This window comes from Idiomarina sp. X4 (assembly GCF_002808045.1).
Classification (GTDB): domain Bacteria; phylum Pseudomonadota; class Gammaproteobacteria; order Enterobacterales; family Alteromonadaceae; genus Idiomarina.
In genome coordinates this window covers 2,556,900-2,577,421 of the sequence record NZ_CP025000.1, presented here as the reverse complement: position 1 = coordinate 2,577,421, position 20,522 = coordinate 2,556,900, and the positions used below count along the sequence as shown (strand labels likewise).

Below are 20,522 nucleotides of genomic sequence, written 5' to 3'. Positions count from 1 at the left end.
GCTGATTTTTTGTTAGTTATGCAAGCCTCGTCTACTGTGTAACAATAGATACATCAGGAGGATGTATGCCACTACGTTTCGATAATCAATTCGCTGATAAGTTCCCCGAACTGGGCCACGCTCAGTCAATACAACCTGACGGCAAAGGCCGCTTACGTTGGGTAAATGACGCCTTGTGGAAGGCGTTGAGCGGTGGTGACAGTGCGCCGGGAGCGTTAGTGGATTGGGTTTCAGGTAACAAAGACTGGCCGGGCACTAAACCCATCGCGCAGAAATACGCAGGACATCAGTTTGGTCACTTTAACCCTTATTTAGGTGATGGACGAGGACTGCTTGTCGGGCAGGTACAGGCGCCGGATGCCCTCTATGATTTACATGTTAAAGGTGCCGGGCCAACGCCTTATAGCCGCGGTGGCGATGGCCGCGCGGTTTTGCGCTCATCCATTCGCGAACTGCTTGCCAGTGAAGCCTTTTATGCGCTTGGTATTCCAACGACTCGCGCGTTGGCGTTAGTCTCCACTGAAGGTCAAATTCAACGAGAGACCGTCGAGCCCGGTGCTATGCTGGTTCGGGTTGCCCGAACGCACATTCGCTTTGGTCATTTTGAACATTGCCTTTACCGAAACTTAGAAGACAGTGCCAAGCGCTTGTGGCAATACAGTATTGAGTCTATATGGCCTGGCGCAGCAAACAAATCCGTATCTGAACAATTCCGCCATGTGGTCGAAGCTACCGCTGAGATGATAGCAAAATGGCAGGCTTACGGTTTTGTGCATGGGGTGATGAATACGGACAACATGAGCCTGGCCGGAGAAACGTTTGATTATGGCCCCTATGCCTTTTTTGATGAATATAAACCTAACCATATTTTTAATCATACTGATCACGCTGGACGGTATGGTTTTATGCAACAACCCGGTGTGGGGTTATGGAACTTGAAACGACTAGCTCATGCGTTAGGAGGGTTTACTGACGACCAGTCTGTTAATGATGTACTGGAAGGTTATGAGCCCGTGCTAAGAGAAACCTTTTTAAACGTTATGAAGCAACGGCTCGGACTCACTGATGTTTCTAATAATGACACCTGTTGGTCGTTAATTAGCGGCTGGCTAATGCTTTTGGAAACTTATCAGCTCGACTATAACCTGAGCTACCGGGCATTGAGCGCTATATTGGAAGGTAATTGGCAATCACTGAGCGGCAATTTAGGAGAAATCGCCCAGCGAATAAATGAAAACGGGCAGAGCTGGCTGAATGATTACACAGAAGCCGTTGCGAATAAGCCCGATACGGAAACAATGAAGCGAGTAAATCCACTGGTGATTTTACGTACTCATCATGCTCAATACGTTATTGAGCAGGCTGAACAAGGAAGTGATGAGGCTCTTAACGAGTACATCAGCGCACTGATGACCCCATTTGAGGAGAAACATAAAAGTACTCGCTGGGTTCTCCCTCCTGAGTCGGGGCAACCTCCTGCTGAGCTGTCGTGTTCAAGTTAATGAACATTGCGGTTAGCGCTGGGATAGGACAAAATCAATAAATAACCTCTAGCTCATTTTAAAAGGGAATACAGTATGGGACGTATCAGCACGTGTTTAATGGCTATACTGGTCTTGGTGTCGGTATCGGCATGGTCTCAGCAGTGGTCAGTACCAGCACCTCAGCAGTTTGACAGAGCCGTGGCTTGTCTGGAAGGCGTTCAATCGCCCCTGTTGGTTGAACTGGCCGATACTCAGGCTCAGCAGGCTCGTGGGCTAATGCAACGAGAATATTTAGGAAAATATGAGGGGATGCTTTTTCGATACGATCATAAAAGACCAGGCTACGGCGGTTTTTGGATGTACCAAACCTTAATTCCTCTCGACATTGCGTATTTAGACAAACAAGGAAAAATCGTCAAAACTTTTACGATGAGACCTTGTGGTAGCAACGATCCAAATCAATGCAGAAGTTACTCGCCGGGTAAACCGTATTGGAGTGTATTAGAAGTGAATGCTGGTTTTTTCGAGGAACACAATGTGCGCTTGGGCGACCGTATTTACTTAGCTGATGAAAACGGTTCATGTAAGAACAAGAAATAATAAACAGATAAAAGGAGATACAATGAAATACGCACTAGCAGGTCTGATTGGCCTTACCGTATTAACCGGCTGTGGGCCGGCAAATGAAGAAGCTAAGCCGACAGAAAAGGCGACTGCTGATATTAAAGATTCCGCATTTAACCCTAATTATAAAAATTATTTAAAAACCTTGGCGTCAGATGAGTTCGAAGGTCGTGCGCCGGCATCAGAAGGCGGCGAGAAAGCGGTAAGCTTTATTGAAAACCATTTCCGCGAGTGGGGTTTAAAGCCATACGACGAAGAGAATAACTCGTATCGCCAGCCACTGCCGCTGGTTAAATTAATGCCTTATAAAGTCAGCTCGCTGAGTTTCTCGGGTGAGGCAGCTCCGGAGCCTATGCAATATCGCACAGAGATGATGGCGTGGACGCCGCGTGTTGTTGAAGACGTGAGCTTAGATAACAGCGATGTTGTTTTTGTGGGTTACGGCATTGTCGCACCGGAATATGACTGGAATGACTACGAGGGGCTGGACGTAGAAGGCAAAACCGTGGTGATGTTTGTCAATGACCCGGGCTATGCAACAGGCGACCCGGAACTTTTTAACGGCAACGCGATGACTTACTATGGCCGCTGGACATACAAGTATGAAGAAGCGGCGCGCCAGGGGGCAAAAGCTGCTTTTGTTATTCACGAAACAGGTCCTGCTGGTTACGGTTGGGGCGTTGTAGCGGGTGGTTCACCCGTAAAATTTGACTTAAAGCGCGACAATAAAAACATGAATCGCGCCGCTGTTGAAGGCTGGATTACTGAAGAAAGCGCCAATGCCTTGTTTGCATCGGTTGGCAAAAATGTTGAGCAAATGAAAGAGCAGGCGATTAGCGGTAAGTTTAAGCCTCAGTCGCTGGGTATCCAGGCGTCCATGACCATCAATAACAAGTATGAATACTTAAATACCAACAACGTTATTGGTTACATTGAAGGCACTAAGTACCCCGAAGAGCACGTTATTTATATGGCTCATCATGATCATTTAGGTATGGATCCGGTGCGCGAAGATGACCCTATTTATAATGGTGCGCAAGACAATGCATCAGGTACGGCTGCATTGATGGCTATGGCAGAAGAGTTCTCGAAAGAACCCCGTCCTGAGCGCTCAATTGTTTTTGCCGCAGTGGGTGCCGAAGAGAGTGGTCTGTTAGGCTCGGCCTGGTATGCCAACAACCCGTTGCTACCATTGGGCAAAGCTGTCGGCGGTATTAACATGGATGTGATGAATGTTTACGGTCCAATGAAAGACATGGTGGTTGTGGGTTACGGTAACTCAAATATGGATGACTACTTGAAACCTTACGTAGAGGCCCAAGATAGATATATATCACCAGAGCCGACACCGGAAAAAGGCTTTTTCTATCGCTCTGATCATTTCAATCTCGCGAAGAAAGGTGTGCCAATGCTGTATGCAAAAGGCGGGAATGATCACTTCACGAAAGGACGTGAATGGGGCGAAGAGCAGCGTGCTATTTTTAATCGCGATGCTTACCATAAGCCTGCCGACGAGTTTGATGAAAACTGGGATTTACGCGGCGTACAGCAGGATATGTCGTTATTTTATTCGGTTGGTAAAGAGTTAGCGAATTCACGTGAGTGGCCGAAGTGGGCACCGGGTAATGAATTTGAAGCTGCTCGTAAAGCGACTGAAGATATGCGCAAGTAAAACCGTAGATGACTTGGCTGGAACAGATATTCTGTCTTGTTGTCTTAACTGATGGAGAGTTGTAGGAGTCGTTATGACAGATAAACGAGATAAGCTTTATATACGTTTCAGCCAAGGCGGACAAAACAGCCGAACCGGAGGTTCACCGACCTCAGGAAACTGGCTTACCCGAATTCTTGGGTTATTACTGCTGATTGTTATTGTTGGCTTAGGGTTAGCTTTCGGTTTAGTGATTGCCGGAATTTTAGTGTTGTTAATGATTCCTGTGCTTTGGCGTCAGCGTCATACCATCAAGCAAGTGTGGCGTATGCGTAAACAAGCCAAACAACACTATCAAAACCAACAACGTCAATATGAACAGCAGGAAAGTTATCGTCAGCAGAGGAATCATCAAAGTGATTATTCAGACGGTTCGGTTATTGACGGTGAATATGAAGTAAAAGATGAAGACGAAACAAAGCGTTAGTTCAATTTGTCTCGCATAAAAGAAAACCGGAGCTGCTAGTGCTCCGGTTTTTTTATGGCAGTTTATTGCTGGTCGCCTGACTTAGGCTATTCTTCCACTTCTTTCGGTGGGAAGATTTTTCTCACCACATAGAAGAATAACGGTACAAAAAATATTGCCAGTACCGTTCCGCCTATCATACCGCCGATAACCCCAGTACCAATGGCATTACGACTGGCAGCGCCGGCACCATCACTTAACGCTAATGGCATAACACCGAAGATAAACGCCAGTGAGGTCATTAAAATAGGGCGTAGACGCAATCTGACCGCTTCCATTGTAGCGTCGAGCAGCTCTTTGCCCTGAGCTTGTAGGTCTTTGGCGAACTCGACAATGAGTATGGCATTACGTGCCGATACCCCGACAGTTGTCAATAGACCCACCTGGAAGTATACGTCGTTGGAAATGCCACGCAGCATCACGGCGATTACCGCCCCTAAGATCCCCAAGGGCACAACCAGCATGACGGAGAACGGAATTGACCAACTCTCGTACAGTGCAGCCAGGAACAGGAATACCACGACAATAGAGACGGTGTAGAGTATCGGCGCAAAGTTACCAGATTGACGCTCCTGCAATGAGATACCCGTCCATTCAAAGCCAATACCTGGTGGCAATTGAGCAATAAGGTTCTCAATTTCGGTCATGGCTTCACCGGTACTGATACCAGGCGCCGCCTGACCTTGTATTTCAAGTGCTGCGACACCGTTATAACTTTCGACACGTTGTGGACCATACGTCCATTCCCAACTTGCGAAAGAGCTAAACGGCACCATATCGCCCTGGTTGTTGCGCACGTACCATTCGTTGATATCCTCAGGTAGCATGCGATCATCCGCTTCGCCTTGTATGTAAACTTTTTTCACTCGACCTCGGTCGATAAAGTCGTTGACATAGGCAGAGCCCCAGGCCGTACTTAAAGTGTCGTTAATACTGGCAATCGTTAAGCCCAGCGCTTGTGCTTTTTCAAAGTCGATATCAATGCGCAACTGTGGCGCGTCAGGCAGACCGTTAGGACGAACCTGTACTAATTTATCGCTTTGAGAGGCCATGCCTAGTAATTGATTACGCGCTTCAATAAGACCTGCGTGACCAATGTTGCCGCGATCTTGTAAGAACAAGTTGAAACCACTGGCTACACCAAGTTCCGGAATTGGTGGAAGGTTAAAAGCGAAGATCATGGCTTCTTTAATACCAGCGAAGAACCCAAAAGCCCGTCCAATCACAGCTTCGACGCTCTGGCTCTCGTCACGCTCGCTCCAATCTTTCAAGCGAACAAACGCGATACCATTGGCCTGACTACGGCCAGAGAAACTAAAACCAACCACAGAGAATACCGACTGAACGGCGTCTTCCTGATTGAGATAGTAGTTCTCAATTTTGTCCATGGTGTCTACTGATTGTTGCAGCGTTGATCCAACAGGAAGCTGCATTTGCGTTAGGAAAACACCACGGTCTTCATCCGGTAGGAATGCGGCCGGCAGGCGCGTGAATAAGAAAATTAATACGCCAATAATACCTAAATAAATAAGCCCGAAACGCATGGTTCGGCGTAATATATAACCGACAGAGTTGGTGTACTTAACTGTCCACTTTTCCAAAGTACGGTTAAACCAACCCAGTGGACCCCAGCCGTCGTTTTTGTCGTGCTTGACCGGCTTTAATAGTGTCGCACACAAGGCTGGTGAGAAAATAATTGCGACAAGTACAGACAGACCCATAGAGGTAATAATTGTCAGTGAGAACTGTCGGTAAACGGCACCGGTTGAGCCGGGGAAGAATGCCATTGGTGCAAATACGGCCGCCATAACCACGCCGATAGCAATCAACGCGCCGGTAATTTGTCCCATCGACTTAATGGTTGCCTGTTTAGGTGACAAGCCTTCTTCTGACATCAGTCGCTCGACGTTCTCGACAACAACGATGGCATCATCCACCAAAAGACCTATCGATAACACCATGCCAAACATGGTTAGCGTGTTGATAGAAAAGCCAGCCAGTGCCATAACACCCATGGTACCAAGAATAACGACAGGTATAGCCAGAGTAGGGATCAGTGTTGCTCGCAGGTTTTGTAAGAAAACGAACATTAACAGGAATACGAGAATAATCGCTTCTATTAAAACCTGAGCCACTTCCGAAATGGATATTTTGATAAACGGCGTGGTGTCATAGGCCGTTACCATTTTCATGCCATCGGGGAAAAATGCTTGTAGTTCTTCTATACGAGCGTTAACCGCTTCAGCCGTTTCAAGTGCATTGGCGCCAGTTTGCAGATTAATTGCTAAACCGGTTGCTGGTTTACCGTTATAGTTCGCTTCAATTGAGTAGTTTTCAGCGCCTTTTTCAACGCGTGCTACGTCCTTCAAGCGTACTTGAGAACCGTCTGGCATGACTTTAAGAGTAATATTCTCAAACTCAGACGCTTCTGATAAACGTGTTTGCGCAATAATCGTTGCGTTCAGCTGTTGACCGTCAACAGCCGGAGTCCCGCCAAGTTCACCTGCTGCCACTTGCGCATTCTGTGCGCGAATTGACGACTTCAAGTCGTCCATGGTCATGCCATAGTTAACTAATGCTGAAGGGTCAACCCAAATACGCATAGCGTAAGGCGCACCAAACAGTTGCACATTACCAACGCCAGTTGTACGGGCAATAGGATCCTGGATGTTTGAGGCGATATAGTCGCTTAAATCGGTTTGATTATAACGATCATCAGTTGCAACCAGCGCTAAAACCATAAGGAAGGAGCTACTGGACTTACTGACGGTTATACCTTGCGCCTGAACCTCCTGAGGAAGCTGAGGCGTGGCCTGGGAGAGCTTATTCTGAACCTGTACCTGTGCAATGTCAGGGTCAGTGCCAGAGGCAAAGGTCAGGCTGATAGTCGCGTTACCAAAGTTACTTTGCGATGAGAAGTAAAGCAGGTTATCAATACCTGTCATATTCTGCTCAATTACTTTAGTAACCGTATCGGAAACGGTTTCCGCATTGGCTCCCGGGTAGTTAACTTGTATTTCAACCGCTGGCGGCGCAATGGTGGGGTACTGAGCTACCGGTAACTGAATGGTCGCGATAGCACCTGCCATCATGACTAATAGCGCGATAACCCAGGCAAATATGGGTCGATTGATAAAAAACTTAGCCATTGATGAATCCTTTACTGCTGTTCATTAGAGGCAGAGTTTGTAATTTGGACCGTCGCGCCCGGACGAACTTTTTGAAGGCCAGACACTATAATGGTGTCACCTTCTTTAACACCGCTGCTGACCAGCCAATCACTGCCTATGGCTCGTTCGGTCGTTATCATACGCTGCTCGACTTGGTTTTTATCGTTAACCAGCATGACATAAGGGCGACCACGAGGATCACGGGTGACGGCCTTTTGTGGTAGTAGGAGAGCCGTGTTGATTGTACCTTCACTGACTGCGGCTCTAACAAACATACCGGGATATAAGGTTTTGTCCGGGTTTGGGAAGACAGCTCTTAATAAAATGGCGCCAGTATCTTCCTCAACGCTGACTTCTGAAAACAGCAGCTCGCCTTGCTGGTTAAAGTCTAAACCGTTCAGCTCTAAACGAACCGGCGCATTGCCTGATTCATTCGCTTCAATTCGACCAGACTGGATGTCAGCCTGAAGTTGCATGAATTGCTTGCTGGATTGACTAATGTCCACGTAAATAGGATCAAGCTGATTAATAGTGACCAGAGGTTCTTGCTGTGAAGCAGTCACTAAAGCACCTTCGGTAAAGTTTGAACGACCAATAATACCGTTAATTGGGGCATTGACCTTTGTGTACTCAAGGTTAATACGAGCGTTTTTAAGTTGTGCTTCGGCTAATGCCACCGCCGCTTTATTTTGGAGATAAGTGGCTTCGGCACTGTCAAACTCGTCCTGACTGACCGCATTTTCTTCGATAAGCTCCTGAAAACGGTTATAGCGAAGCTCTGAGCTGCGTAAAACCGCTTTTGCTCGCTGTACTTCTGCTTTGGCACTGGCCAACTCCGCTTCATAAGTGGCTGGATCAATCTGATACAGTTGCTGGCCTTTTTCGACAAAAGTACCTTCTTCAAAGGTGCGTTCTAGTAATACACCGCTGACCTGTGGGCGAACTTCCGCGACGCGAAACGCGGCGGTACGGCCAGGCAACTGAGTGCTGAGTTCAAGAGACTCAGGTTGAACCGTTATCACTTCAACCTGTGGAGCTTGCTGTTGCTGGCCTTGCTGCGGCGCGTCACCACAGCCACTAAGGACGGCGGAAGCAAAAATACCCGCTGCAAATAACGGCGCAAATTGAAAGCGCTTTTTCATCAAAATACCTCTAGCTGGTCTATTTTTAAGTACCGCAGAATTATACATACATTCATGTATGTTTGTAAAACTATTCGTCGACGGTTAGGACGATTTTGCCTATCGTTTTATGCGTTTCTAATGCCGCATGCGCCTGTTTCAAGTTCTCTGCATTCATTGACCCAAGATTCTGGCCTAGCGTCGAGCGTATCTGATGGTTGTCGACTAGATTTGCTACCGACTGTAACAATTCCTGTTGCTTTATCATGTCGGTGGTTGTGAACATCGATCGGGTATACATAAATTCCCAATGCAAACTGATGCTCTTCTGTTTCATTAAGCGAATATCCAAAGGCTCTGCGGGGTCATCAATTAAGCTAAAGCGACCTTGCGGTGCCATAAAGTCCATGCTTTGTTCGAAATACTGCTCGCTGTGCGTTAAACAAGCCACATCGGTTACCTGGCCAATATCGAGGTGTTTAATTTGATCACCCAATGGCTTACTGTGATCGATAACATGGTGTGCGCCTAATGCCTTCACCCACTGTTGCGACTCAGGGCGGGAAGCGGTTGCGATAACGGTAGCATCGGTCAGCTGTACCGCCAATTGCGTAAGTATTGAACCAACACCGCCGGCACCGCCAACAATCAGTAACGTACGCTTTTCGTGAGGTGAGGGCGCATCAATTTGTAACCGATCAAACAACAGTTCCCATGCGGTAATTGTCGTTAGGGGCATGGCGGCTGCCTGAGTGTCGTCTAAAGTGTCCGGAGCGTGTGAGGCTATACGGTAATCAACCGCCTGGTACTCGGCATTGCAGCCCGGGCGTGTCAGATCGCCCGCATACCAGACTCGATCGCCGGCGCTGAAGCCTTTCACCTTGCTTCCTGTTTCGACGACTTCGCCGACTGCGTCCCAACCGATGACTTTATAGTCGGACTCTGGCTCCGCGCGCATCCTGATTTTAGTATCAACCGGGTTAACGGCAACGGCTTTCACTTTGACCAATAAGTCATGGTCACCGGCCGTTGGTTTGTCAATTTCAATGTCTTCTAGCGACTTAGGGTCATCAATAGGAAGAGAGCGGTGGTATCCGACAGCACGCATCGTCTACTCCTTATTCTTGAGGTTAAATAGTTATATATACGCAGTTTAGGTCAAAACGATGACTTTGCGATGAAAGAAATTAGAAAGGTTTAGACAGAAAAGCCGCTTTGCTCTAGCTCTTTTGCAAATGCTGACAGGGCATCGACGCCATGAATGTCTTCTTCTTGTAAATACAGTTTGAAATTTGGCCATTGAGAGAAAGTACTTTCAATGAGCTTGAGGTAGGTTTGTTCCTGTTCTTTTCGTTTCGCCAGGAAGCCACCGTCTATTGATTCAGGCAGTATACGATTAATGATCACACCAGAAACCGTTAGCTTCTCCTCGGTTAAGGACTGCAATGCACGCTGAGTTTCGTTAATTGGTAAGCGCTCAGGCGTCAGTACGAAGAAAATGCCGGTGTAAGTTGGGTCTTGCAACAATCGACGGGTACGCTGAAAGAGGCGTTGACGATTCAATAACTGTTCAGTAATGGCCTTGGTCTTTTCTGTCATACCGTCGCTGGCATTTTCAGAGGGGTCTGCCATGGGGTTATTAATATCTTTACCTGCTTTAGGTGACAAGTGCTCCAAGACACTGTCGAGTTCTTCTGAGCGTTTTTGCGAACGTAGCATGCCTTGTGTCCAGGCCGCCATAGCTTCAGGTAAAGACAGTAGCCGCAATGTATGACCTGTTGGTGCCGTATCGAAAACGAGCAAATCAAAGTCTTGCTCGGCTTGATCAATAATCTTGCAAATGCGCTCGAGCATGGCGGCTTCCTGCGCACCCGGTGACTGCTGTGTCAATCGCATTTGCCGTTCAATTTCAGGGAATAAATCAGGGTTGGTAAAGCGCTTCATTTGTGCACTAACACGTTCGATATGTTCTTTCACCTCTTTGTCCGGATCAATCTCCATAACTGTGAGGTTGTCAGAAACGTGGTGCAAACGATCACCAATGTCCATATTGAAGACGTCGGACAGGCTGTGAGCAGGGTCCGTAGATACCAGTAAGACTTTTTTTCCACTTTTAGCTGCTAACATGGCTAATGAAGACGATACTGTGGTTTTACCAACACCACCTTTGCCTCCAACAAGTAACACCTTTTTACTGGATAACTGCATACAACGGACTCTTTTCGGGAAGGTGAAAAATAAGCGAATCAGCAACAACGAAAATGGTCGAGCGGTGAGTGCTCCATACCCATTCTTTTGTGCCATTCGTGAAAGCGTTCTAACATTAATGGTTGCAACTCTAAGGTGTAATAGGCGGCCGGGTTCGGCACGCCCATTATCTCGGAGTAAACTAAGAGCATGAACAAGTCATCTTCGTCGCGTTTAGCGCGGGCAATGGCAGAGCGGTAGGGCGCGTTATAAAACTCGTTTACCAACTCGCCTGCACGACTGAGCCAACGTTTTACCGAATGAATGTTCATGCTCATGTTCATTACCCTTTCGTCTTCTCCGCCTTTTGTTCTTTTTTAATTTTAGACAAGCTGGCACTTGCTTCCAGAGCAATCCAAATAGCAGCAACAAGTACTACCAAGTCAAGAGATAACAGGAACCAGTCGCCTTTATCATAAAAGCCTTTCAGCTGAACAATAAGCGCGAATACCGTCATTATTAATAAGAAAATAAGCGGCAATAAGGTGTAATACATTGGACGCCCTAAGCGTACCAACATAACGGTAATTACCAACAGTGTCAGCCCGGCAAGTAGCTGGTTAGTCGTACCAAACAGAGGCCAAATGACCAGGCCGCCTGTACCATCAGCTCCGCCGGCACCGAAGGCAAGCAATAAACATGAACCGACTGCCAGCAAGGTTGCAGGTAAGGCTTTTTGCATCCAACGGATGTTGTATAGGCCACCCCACTCCTGGAATATATAGCGCTGAAGACGAAGACCGGTATCCATTGTTGTACCGGCAAATAACACCGCCATGACGGTCAATAATGTTTCTGCAATATCGGCTTCCAGACCAATACCCTGACTAATAATGTTGGCACCACCTTCAACGAATGCCGAAACACCGCCTTGACCAAATGACGAATATACGGCTTCCCAGTCAGCCAGTGTCGCAAAACCTGCGGTAGCCGCAATAATGGTCGCCAGTGACAGCGAACCTTCGCCAATAGCACCAAAGTAGCCAACAAAACGAGCGTCAGTTTCTTTGTCTAGCTGTTTAGATGTGGTTCCTGAAGCCACCAGACCGTGGAAACCGGAAATTGCACCACAGGCAATGGTTACAAAAAGCAGCGGCAGCATTGATGGCGTGCCTTCCGGTGTATTGCTATTGAACGCCGGCGCTGAAATTTCAGGTCCTAATAGCAGGGTGGCGCCGTAAAGGAGAATAAGACCGATAAACAGCTGCAAGCCGTTGATGTAGTCACGTGGTTGCAGCAACATCCAAACTGGCAGTAACGAAGCAATAGCCGCGTAACCAAACAGAATAAGCACCCACTGAGCATTGTCGCTGACACCCATAACGGTCTCAGGTAACTCCAGAGGCACTGACGGTCCAACCCAAATCAGCACGTACAAAGCGATGACACCAAGCACGGAAACCATGCCCAGCCCCATCCACTTACGGAAAATGATTTGACCGATAATAAGCGCAACAAAGATGGCACCCCATACCGGCACAACGGAGCTTGAGAATTTAATCAGCAAACCTGAAATTGCGGTGGCAAATACTGCGTTAACCATCAGCAATACCAGGAAAATGACAATCATGAATAATGTTTGCGAGCGTTTTCCAACAACATCACCGGTTAAATTACCGATAGACTTAGCTTTGTTTCGGTTACTTGCCCAAATAGCGCCAGCGTCATGAACCCCCGCGAAGAAAATCGTACCAAAAACGACCCACAGAAATGCGGGGACCCAGCCCCAGATAACCGCAATTGCCGGTCCGATGATAGGAGCAGCGCCTGCAACAGAAGTAAAATGGTGACCCCAAAGTACGTATTTATTGGTCGGAACAAAGTCGACGCCGTCTTCGAGTTCATGGGCGGGGGTTTTAAAATTAGGATCAAGCTTAAAGATTTTTTCGGCAATGAATTTTGAGTAAAACACATAACCGAGAAACATTGCGCCTAAACCTAAAAGCATCATGACGATAGCGTTCATGGCGTTAGCCTCGTTGTTATTGGGTTAGAAGGACATTGATCAAATACAGCGCGCTAGTGTAGCGCATATTCAATAATAGTGTGCATTCGACCAATGTCTAATTGTTTGTCTAACCCCTTAATTACCTTCCAGATCCTCTCATGAGGCGAACAACCAGAGATATCGCAAACAGAATGATAAAGATATAGAAAATGATTTTGGCGATTTCAGCAGCAGCACCTGCAATTCCGCCAAAACCAAATACCGCAGCGATGACAGCGACCACTAAAAAGATTAATACCCAACGTAACATAAGCACCTCTTTTTTATGAGATTTTAAGTGTCACTAGTTAAGGTAGACCAGGAGTTTCCGCTTTGCCAGCAAAGGAAATGTAAAGATAGCGAGGAAATAGGGATGATAGGAAGGAGATAAAAGACGCTGCCTGGTATACCAGGCAGCGTCTGACTTTACGGTTCTATAAAGTTTTAGTGTGACTGCTCCGCAGCTTCTTCATCTGCTGCCGCTTTATCTTTTAGCGGTTGTGCGTAAACGTTGATGCGGTCGCCCAAGTAAATAGCGTTACTCAATAGTTTTGCCGTGCCCCAGAAATAAGCACGGAAATTTACGTTATCGGTAAAGGCTATAACATGACCATCACCAAAGCGGTGGGCGGCGATGTTGGTTTTGCCTTTCAAAATGTCGCGGTTACGTTTGTCGGCATAACCACTTAATAGTGGGGCGTCGCTGTATTTAGCAACGGAGACAAACGGCGACTCTGGTGTTTCAAATGCTTCTAATGAGCTTTTGAATACCGGCATGGTTGAACGCGGAAAGCCATAGAACAGCGGATGCGAAGTGTCCACGTCCATCGAGAAAATAGCGCCGGCAATACGTTGCTCTGCGTAGAAGTCATCTCGCTCCTGGTAGGTCAGGCCGTCCTGTTTAAACGCATTTTTAAACACGTCGCTGTCTACATAGCGAGCGTGCAGCAAGCCATTGTTTGACAACCACTCAGCGCCGCCACGTTGACCAATAACGACACCACCTTGCTGAACCCACTGTTTTAGCTTCTCTTTGATGTCGTCTGACAGGTAAGTGTTGTACCAGCCATCGACCATAATAATGTGAGAATAGCGGCTTAAATCAACACGTGAGAGGCGATCGGTATCGACCATCGAAAGCGGAATACCCACATGGCGATCCAGGTAGTACCAAGCTTCGCCAGCTTCGTATAGGTTAACGCCGTCACCAGTCATCATCATCACGCTCGGCTTTTCGACCGGCTGAATGTTACGGCTGCCTAAATCGACGCCTTCTGGTGTCAGGCCTGTGCCAATTGAGGTAACCGCCACTTTGTGCTCTTTTGCCAGGGTTGCCAGAAGGCGTTGCACCTGGCGCCACTCTTTATTCTGGTACGCCTTAGGCACAATAACCGCACCCGGCTCAAAAGTTTTACGTTGACCCTGAGCTTTTACGGCAAATGACTTGGTTGATTGACGAGCGTGAATGTCGTTTTCAAGCAAGCTTTGTAACAGCGCCGGTGCATTGTAGTTGTCCCAGTTGAAAGCATAAGCGTACGCGTCTTCCAATGTCGTTTGCTGTTGAACCGGCGCATCCCATGCGTTGTCTGCAATTTGGATGCGACCCCGGTGGGTCGTAAACGGTAAGTTGAACGCGTGTGCTAAGGTCCAGCCTGACACATCGTAGAAAGTGTTGTCCGGGAAGTCTTTGCGAGTGCTGAAGATACCCTGAATTAAGCCAAACTGGTCTTGCTTCGCAGGAATGAAGTAGCTTTGACCGGCTTTGTAGACTTCACCGTCTTTTTCGATGTCTTTTTCAATTCGATAGCCTTCGATGCCGTGCTGTTTCAAAATATCAATGAAGCCCTGCAGGCGTGATGCGTCTGTTGCATCGCCAACCAGATAGCCATCGAAGTTCTGACTAGCCGCTGCTTCCAGTGCATTGTCGTACGCTTGTTCTTGAAAACGAATAAAGCGAGCTTTGCTTTTATGAGCGCCGTAAATGGTGCTAAGTGAGGCAACAAACTGATTGCGAATCGTGAATGGAAAGGCCACTTCACCGTTTACGGAATCCTGCAGGTGCCCACGACTTGATGCCTGCTCAAATAAAATACCAACGGCACCCTGAATATCAGGGTAGGTTGAACCTTTACCGTAATAGAAATCATCGAATGACTCTTCGGTATAATAAAGGCTACCAATATCATCCAGCGAGTCCGCATGCTCTGCTGCTAATATCTCGGTCAAACGTACATTCTCATCCGGTGTCAGCGGGTTTTTTCGTGACGGGATGCCTGGCTGAAAGAAGTAAGTGCTGTTAGTGCCCATTTCGTGGTAATCGGTGAGCACGTTTGGCTTCCATTTCTGGAAGTTAGCGATTCGAGCTCGTGACTCAGGGTGTTGCAACAGCAGCCAGTCACGGTTCAGATCAAACCAGTAGTGATTCACGCGGCCACGAACAAACGGCTGTACGTGTTCACGACTTTGTGGGTCTGCGACCAGGTTTTGGCTTTTATGCTGATTTGCCCATTGTGCAAAACGCGCCAAGCCGTCCGGGTTGAATGACGGGTCTAAAAGCACCACTGAATCGTTTAATACTGCGTCAATAGCTTCGCCTTGTGCTGCCGCTAGGTAATAAGCCAATAAAATGGCTGCATTACTGCCACTGGACTCGTCACCGTGAATACTGTAGCCCATGTACAAGACTAAGGGCGTGTTGTCGGGATCGGCATCACGTGAAGTATCGGCAGCCGCTAAGTGGCGCTCGCGGACGTCTTCAATGTTTTTGTGGTTATCCGGTGAAGTCACCGTTAGTAAGACCAATGGGCGCTGCTCGTGAGTGCGCCCGGTTTCTTCAATAGTGATGCGATCAGACTCTTTTGCCAGTAGCTTCATGTAGTTAACAATCTGCTCTGGGCGGGCGTGCCAGTCGCCAACGTTATAACCCAGCGCTTCTTTAGGCTTGGTTATGCTTTCGTCATAGCTGACATCCGAGGGTAAGTAGTACGACAAGTTCTCGGCAGAGGCTATCGATGGTACCGCAACGATAGCGACTGTGAGCGCACTGACGTAACGAATGCACTTTCGTAACATACGGGCTTCCTTCTTATTCTAGTGACTATTATGAGTGACTTTACCCTAACAGATACTGATATATAAGCGCTTCTTTTTCGGTGTTTCGTTTCATTCCTGAGGTAAATGACCACACAGGTTAAGGCTGTAAGTCTCGCTTTATTGGCTGTTGTAACGAAATTAATGTCTCTGTTGACTGTATTTCCGGTATGGCTTGAATTCGGTTAATCAGAATATGCTGTAAGTCGTCAATTGAGCGGGTCAGTATTTTGATAAACACGTTGTACTGACCGGTGGTGTAGTGTGCCTCGATGACTTCCTCTAACTTTTCAAGCTTAGCGATAGCTGCCGGATAATCACCGGCCTGACGCAAAGTAATACCAATAAAGCAGCAAACTTCATAACCCAATGCCTTTGAGTTAACCAGCAAATGCGTACCGTCTATAATGCCTGCGGTGCGCATCTTTTCGACACGAACATGAATGGTTGCGGGGCTCACTTTGTAGCGCTTAGCGATGTCGCTGTAGGCTTTGCGAGCGTCGGCTAATAATTCTGATAGTATATTTTTGTCCAAACTATCGATTTGATAATTTTGCGTTGCTTTTTTCATGATGCGTTAACGTTTTAATGAATATAGTGTGTTTAATTTTAAATTATTCACAGTGGAACGCTAATTTTATTTTTAGCTGTTGAATGCCTGCCGGTTTTTAGTGTTAATAAGTTAACAAACGGCGGGAGATACTTATGAAGCATTCATTTATAAAGCGACAACAACTCATTAAAGACATTAAAGCGCAATTTACTCAGCAACTGGCTCAGGCGCTCAACCTTGCAGAGGTTCAGGCGCCGTTACTAAGCGAGTGCGGAACCGGCGTGCAGGATGATCTCTCAGGACAAGAACAGTCCGTCAAAGTGGCCATAAAGGCGATTCCGAATAAAACCTACGAAGTGGTGCATTCGTTAGCGAAGTGGAAGCGACAGGTGTTAGGCGAATATGGCTTTAGCGAAGGTGAAGGCATTTTAACGCACATGACGGCGTTACGGCCGGATGAGGAAATGCTGGGGCAAAAGCACTCCGTTTATGTCGATCAATGGGACTGGGAAAAAGTCATCACTGATAAACAACGAAGTGTGGGCTACTTGAAACACACGGTTGGGCTTATCTATTCAGCGTTGCTGAACACTATCGAGCGTATTCCTGACATTCGCGCTGTCGGGACAGCGTTACCGAAAAAGGTTTATTTTATTCACAGTGAAACCTTGGCTCAGCAATATCCGGAACTCAGCTCTAAGCAGCGCGAGCGCGCAATCACCAAAGCGCATGGGGCCGTATTTATTATTGGTATAGGTGCGCCATTAAATGATGGTCAGGCACACGATGCGCGAGCGCCGGACTACGACGACTGGAGCAGCGTATCAGAAAGTGGAGAAACCGGATTAAACGGTGACTTATTGGTATGGCATGACGCGATTGATGATGCGTTGGAGCTTTCATCGATGGGGATTCGGGTTGATGAAGCGGCACTAAAACGTCAACTCGAATTGAGTGAGCAACAATTTAAGCTTTTACTACCCTGGCATCAGTCGCTTTTGAACGGGATGATGCCGTTAACGATTGGCGGTGGCATTGGTCAGTCACGCGTCGCAATGTTTTTGATGCAAGAAAGCCATATAGCCAGAGTGCAGGCAAGTGTTTGGCCGGACGCCGTTACTCAGTCATTGCGTGCCGACCTTGAAAATAAAGAGACCATGCCAATATAAACAGTATGAATCACTGTTTTTGAGTTGATATGAAATATTCGTTATTGGATTTAGCACCAGTAACCGAAGAAGGATCGGTTGCACAGGCGTTACAAAACTCGGCGGATTTAGCCCAGCACGCAGAAAAATGGGGTTACTCCCGCTTCTGGATGGCAGAGCATCACAATATGGAGGGTATAGCGTCAGCCGCAACGGCGGTTGCTTTAGGGTATGTTGCCAGTAAAACGGAGCATATCAGAGTAGGATCGGCCGGAATCATGTTGCCGAACCATGCTCCTTTTGTGGTGGCAGAGCAGTTTGGCACGTTAAATGCGCTATATCCGGACCGAGTGGACTTAGGATTAGGCAGAGCACCGGGGACGGATGGCGCAACACTACGAGCCTTACGCCGTAGTCCAAATGATGCGGAAAACTTTCCGCGTGATGTACAAGAACTGCTGAGTTACCTTGCTGAGGCTCAGCCCGCCGATGTGATAAAAGCGGTGCCGGGTTATGGGCAGAAGATACCAGTTTGGTTACTAGGCTCGAGCACCTTTGGCGCACAATTGGCTGCCCATTTAGGGTTGCCTTACGCCTTTGCTTCTCACTTCGCGCCGGATTATTTGCATCATGCACTAAAAGCCTATCGGGACAACTTTAAACCGTCACAATATTTAGAGAAGCCTTACGCTGCCGCCGCGATGAACGTATTTGCTGCCGATACAGAAAACGACGCAAGGCAGATGATGAGCTCTATGCAGCAACAGTTTATTGCTCTTAGACGGGGCATGCCGGGTAAGTTGAAAGCGCCGGTTAATGACATCAGTCGTGTTGGCTCACCTCAGGAAATTGCCGGCGCAAACCATGCGCTCACTTATACTGCCGTAGGTACCAAAGACACGATCAGCCGTCATATGAATCAGTTTATCGAGGAAACTGGCATTGATGAGCTCATTTTAACCTGTCACGCGTACGACCATCAGGCTCGCTTGAGAAGCTTGGAAATTGCCAGTGAGGCATTAAACGAGCGTTAAGCAAGAGCCTGATATGTGCTAAGCTGTCGTCCTTAATTTGCCTTTAGTTGAGTTTTCGATTTATGCGTATCGTTATTCGTTATTTCTTCCGCTTGGTTCGTCTTATTTTGATGCCGTTCATGATTATTGGCGAAAAGCTAACAACGCCAAAGGGTGTTGAACGCAGCGCAGAAGAGCAGAGTAAAGTTGATGAACAATGTAAAAATTTGGCGTTATACCAATTCAAAACCTGTCCATTCTGTATAAAGGTTCGCAAAACCATTGCGCGCTTGTCATTGCCTATTGAAACCCGTGATGCCCAACACGATAAGACTCACAGAGCGGATCTGGAGCAGGAGGGCGGTAAGGTGAAAGTGCCTTGTTTACGTATTAGTGAAGACGACGGCTCAACCACCTGGATGTATGAGTCTGATGATATCAACCAGTATTTGGAAAAGCGCTTCGGCTAAAGTAACCGCATTAACGTGGTCGGTTTGGGCCTAACCAACGCTCTAAAGCCCGTTGAAACTCTGAATTGCTTTGCACCGAGCTAATAGCGCTGTTCAGAGTTTCTATGGTGCGTTTACCCCATTCGTTTCGTGTACAGCCAACAGCGCCCTCTATGACCTCGTCGGCGTATTCTGCTATCGGAATAAAGCTGAGTTTATCACCGTCGTCGTGGGTGCGTTGATAATAAGTTTTAACCATTTTGTAGTCGACGGTGTAATCAATTCGGTCGTTGAGTATCATGGCCAGAACATTAACATGCGATTGTTGTCCGCTAATGAAACTGAAGTTACTGGCGTTAAGCAGGTAGTCGTCGATAAATGGCTGTAATTTTCCATAGCGCCGTTCATCCGGTTGCCCAAAGCGTAAATCGGTGTCTTTCGCAAGCTGTTCAAACTGAATCGGGTAACCATATTTGGCGGTGATGTACTGACCTGTGTCGCGATCGGTGATCACCCCATGTGGGGCATATTTGTGTGTCGTATCACTGTAGAGAAAAGTGGTGTTATAAGCGCTGTTTTTAATGACGCAGGGAAAGCACAGGTTCTTGTTGCGTTTCATTATCATGGTGATGCGTCGTGACGGAAGCTTTCTTATATTATGGACATGTTGGGGTAATTCTTGTTGAAACGCACTGACCAAAGCATCGCAAACGCCAGCGTCTTTGTATTCACCATCGTAAATATGAAAAGGTGGTGCCGAGTTAACGCCCCAGGTAATATCGTTGTTCGCCACAGCGCTTGCCGACAGGATGGCACCCGATAAAGCGGGTACTAACGCAAGTAGCGAGAAACCGTTTTTTATAGGCATAATCATCTCCTATGCGCACTGTGCTTTTTAGCTGAATCCATACTCTTAGTTTTAGCGTAAGTTAAACAAAAAATATAGGGCTTTGATATATGAATGTTGTTTTTAGTCATGGTAAGGAAAGTGGCCCATGGGGAACTAAAATCAAAGAAATGGCCAAGATTGCTGAAAGTAAAGGGTTTAAGGTGGACAGTATCGATTATCAGGGAATTAATGATGTTGATAATCGTGTTAATAAACTTCGAGAAAACTTAACATTAGTTGATGGTTCTGTCGTTTTAGTTGGCTCCAGCATGGGAGGGTACGTGGCCACAGCCTGTTCCGAATCTTTGGCCTGCAAGGGGTTGTTTGTTCTGGCGCCGGCTTTTTACTTGGGGGGGAAAGTGGACTTTGATGCGGTGACAGTACCTAAACGCACGACAGTTGTGCATGGCTGGCTGGACGATATAGTGCCCGTCGAAAATAGCTGGCGCTTTGCAAAGCAACATTCAACAGAATTGCATATACTGAATGATGGCCATCGTTTAATTACGACGCTACCTAAAATTACTGAGTTGTTTTCTCAGTTTTTAGATGACATTGAGGCGTAAAAGA

At 47.2% G+C, this 20,522-nt stretch carries 18 protein-coding genes; 8 read left to right on the top strand and 10 right to left on the bottom strand.

Annotated elements, in window-relative coordinates; translation table 11 throughout:
- Positions 1–65 precede the first annotated feature (65 nt).
- From CWC33_RS12455 to CWC33_RS12440, 4 genes are all read left to right on the top strand, one after another.
- On the top strand, positions 66–1,502 hold the full coding sequence (locus CWC33_RS12455) for a protein adenylyltransferase SelO (protein ID WP_100692204.1): 1,437 nt from the start codon (positions 66–68) through the stop codon (positions 1,500–1,502).
- 75 nt (positions 1,503–1,577) lie between these two features.
- Complete coding sequence (locus tag CWC33_RS12450) at positions 1,578–2,084, top strand: DUF192 domain-containing protein (protein ID WP_232709807.1); 507 nt, start codon at positions 1,578–1,580, stop codon at positions 2,082–2,084.
- Positions 2,085–2,106: 22 nt separating this feature from the next.
- Positions 2,107–3,780, top strand: a complete 1,674-nt coding sequence (locus CWC33_RS12445) for a M28 family metallopeptidase (RefSeq protein WP_100692203.1) — start codon at positions 2,107–2,109, stop codon at positions 3,778–3,780.
- A 73-nt stretch (positions 3,781–3,853) separates the two neighbouring features.
- Positions 3,854–4,246, top strand: a complete 393-nt coding sequence (locus CWC33_RS12440) for a hypothetical protein (RefSeq protein ID WP_058579237.1) — start codon at positions 3,854–3,856, stop codon at positions 4,244–4,246.
- An 86-nt stretch (positions 4,247–4,332) separates the two neighbouring features.
- Here the strand turns inward: CWC33_RS12440 and CWC33_RS12435 are convergent, their stop codons facing one another.
- The 9 genes from CWC33_RS12435 to asnC all read right to left on the bottom strand — a co-directional run bounded on the left by CWC33_RS12435 (position 4,333) and on the right by asnC (position 16,471).
- The gene (locus tag CWC33_RS12435) at positions 4,333–7,434 is read right to left on the bottom strand and encodes an efflux RND transporter permease subunit (RefSeq protein WP_100692202.1); all 3,102 of its coding nucleotides are present in this window, start codon (positions 7,432–7,434) and stop codon (positions 4,333–4,335) included.
- 11 nt (positions 7,435–7,445) lie between these two features.
- Positions 7,446–8,597, bottom strand: coding sequence for an efflux RND transporter periplasmic adaptor subunit (locus tag CWC33_RS12430; protein ID WP_100692201.1), 1,152 nt, complete (start codon positions 8,595–8,597; stop codon positions 7,446–7,448).
- Between the two features lie 70 nt (positions 8,598–8,667).
- Positions 8,668–9,684, bottom strand: coding sequence for a zinc-binding alcohol dehydrogenase family protein (locus CWC33_RS12425; RefSeq protein WP_100692200.1), 1,017 nt, complete (start codon positions 9,682–9,684; stop codon positions 8,668–8,670).
- 89 nt (positions 9,685–9,773) lie between these two features.
- Positions 9,774–10,784, bottom strand: a complete 1,011-nt coding sequence (locus tag CWC33_RS12420) for an ArsA family ATPase (protein WP_100692199.1) — start codon at positions 10,782–10,784, stop codon at positions 9,774–9,776.
- Positions 10,785–10,822: 38 nt separating this feature from the next.
- Positions 10,823–11,095, bottom strand: a complete 273-nt coding sequence (locus CWC33_RS12415; protein WP_100692341.1) for a cory-CC-star protein — start codon at positions 11,093–11,095, stop codon at positions 10,823–10,825.
- A gap of 11 nt (positions 11,096–11,106) precedes the next feature.
- The gene (locus tag CWC33_RS12410; RefSeq protein ID WP_100692198.1) at positions 11,107–12,789 is read right to left on the bottom strand and encodes a carbon starvation CstA family protein; all 1,683 of its coding nucleotides are present in this window, start codon (positions 12,787–12,789) and stop codon (positions 11,107–11,109) included.
- A 121-nt stretch (positions 12,790–12,910) separates the two neighbouring features.
- The gene (locus CWC33_RS12405) at positions 12,911–13,081 is read right to left on the bottom strand and encodes a DUF1328 family protein (RefSeq protein ID WP_100692197.1); all 171 of its coding nucleotides are present in this window, start codon (positions 13,079–13,081) and stop codon (positions 12,911–12,913) included.
- A 173-nt stretch (positions 13,082–13,254) separates the two neighbouring features.
- Positions 13,255–15,882 carry a M14 metallopeptidase family protein gene (locus tag CWC33_RS12400; RefSeq protein ID WP_100692196.1) on the bottom strand — a complete coding sequence of 876 codons (2,628 nt, stop codon included), beginning with the start codon at positions 15,880–15,882 and terminating at the stop codon, positions 13,255–13,257.
- A 118-nt stretch (positions 15,883–16,000) separates the two neighbouring features.
- The gene (gene asnC / locus CWC33_RS12395) at positions 16,001–16,471 is read right to left on the bottom strand and encodes a transcriptional regulator AsnC (protein WP_100692195.1); all 471 of its coding nucleotides are present in this window, start codon (positions 16,469–16,471) and stop codon (positions 16,001–16,003) included.
- A gap of 134 nt (positions 16,472–16,605) precedes the next feature.
- On the opposite strand from asnC, the gene asnA reads away from it, so the two are divergent.
- From asnA to CWC33_RS12380, 3 genes are all read left to right on the top strand, one after another.
- Positions 16,606–17,622, top strand: coding sequence for an aspartate--ammonia ligase (gene asnA / locus CWC33_RS12390; protein ID WP_100692194.1), 1,017 nt, complete (start codon positions 16,606–16,608; stop codon positions 17,620–17,622).
- Positions 17,623–17,651: 29 nt separating this feature from the next.
- On the top strand, positions 17,652–18,635 hold the full coding sequence (locus CWC33_RS12385) for an LLM class flavin-dependent oxidoreductase (RefSeq protein WP_100692193.1): 984 nt from the start codon (positions 17,652–17,654) through the stop codon (positions 18,633–18,635).
- A gap of 62 nt (positions 18,636–18,697) precedes the next feature.
- Positions 18,698–19,084, top strand: a complete 387-nt coding sequence (locus CWC33_RS12380) for a glutaredoxin family protein (RefSeq protein WP_100692192.1) — start codon at positions 18,698–18,700, stop codon at positions 19,082–19,084.
- A 10-nt stretch (positions 19,085–19,094) separates the two neighbouring features.
- Here the strand turns inward: CWC33_RS12380 and CWC33_RS12375 are convergent, their stop codons facing one another.
- Positions 19,095–19,931 (bottom strand): hypothetical protein, encoded by an 837-nt coding sequence (locus CWC33_RS12375; protein ID WP_100692191.1) that lies wholly within the window; start codon positions 19,929–19,931, stop codon positions 19,095–19,097.
- A gap of 89 nt (positions 19,932–20,020) precedes the next feature.
- On the opposite strand from CWC33_RS12375, the gene CWC33_RS12370 reads away from it, so the two are divergent.
- Positions 20,021–20,518: an alpha/beta hydrolase gene (locus CWC33_RS12370; protein WP_100692190.1), complete on the top strand. Its 498-nt coding sequence runs from the start codon at positions 20,021–20,023 to the stop codon at positions 20,516–20,518.
- The last annotated feature ends 4 nt before the right edge of the window (positions 20,519–20,522 follow it).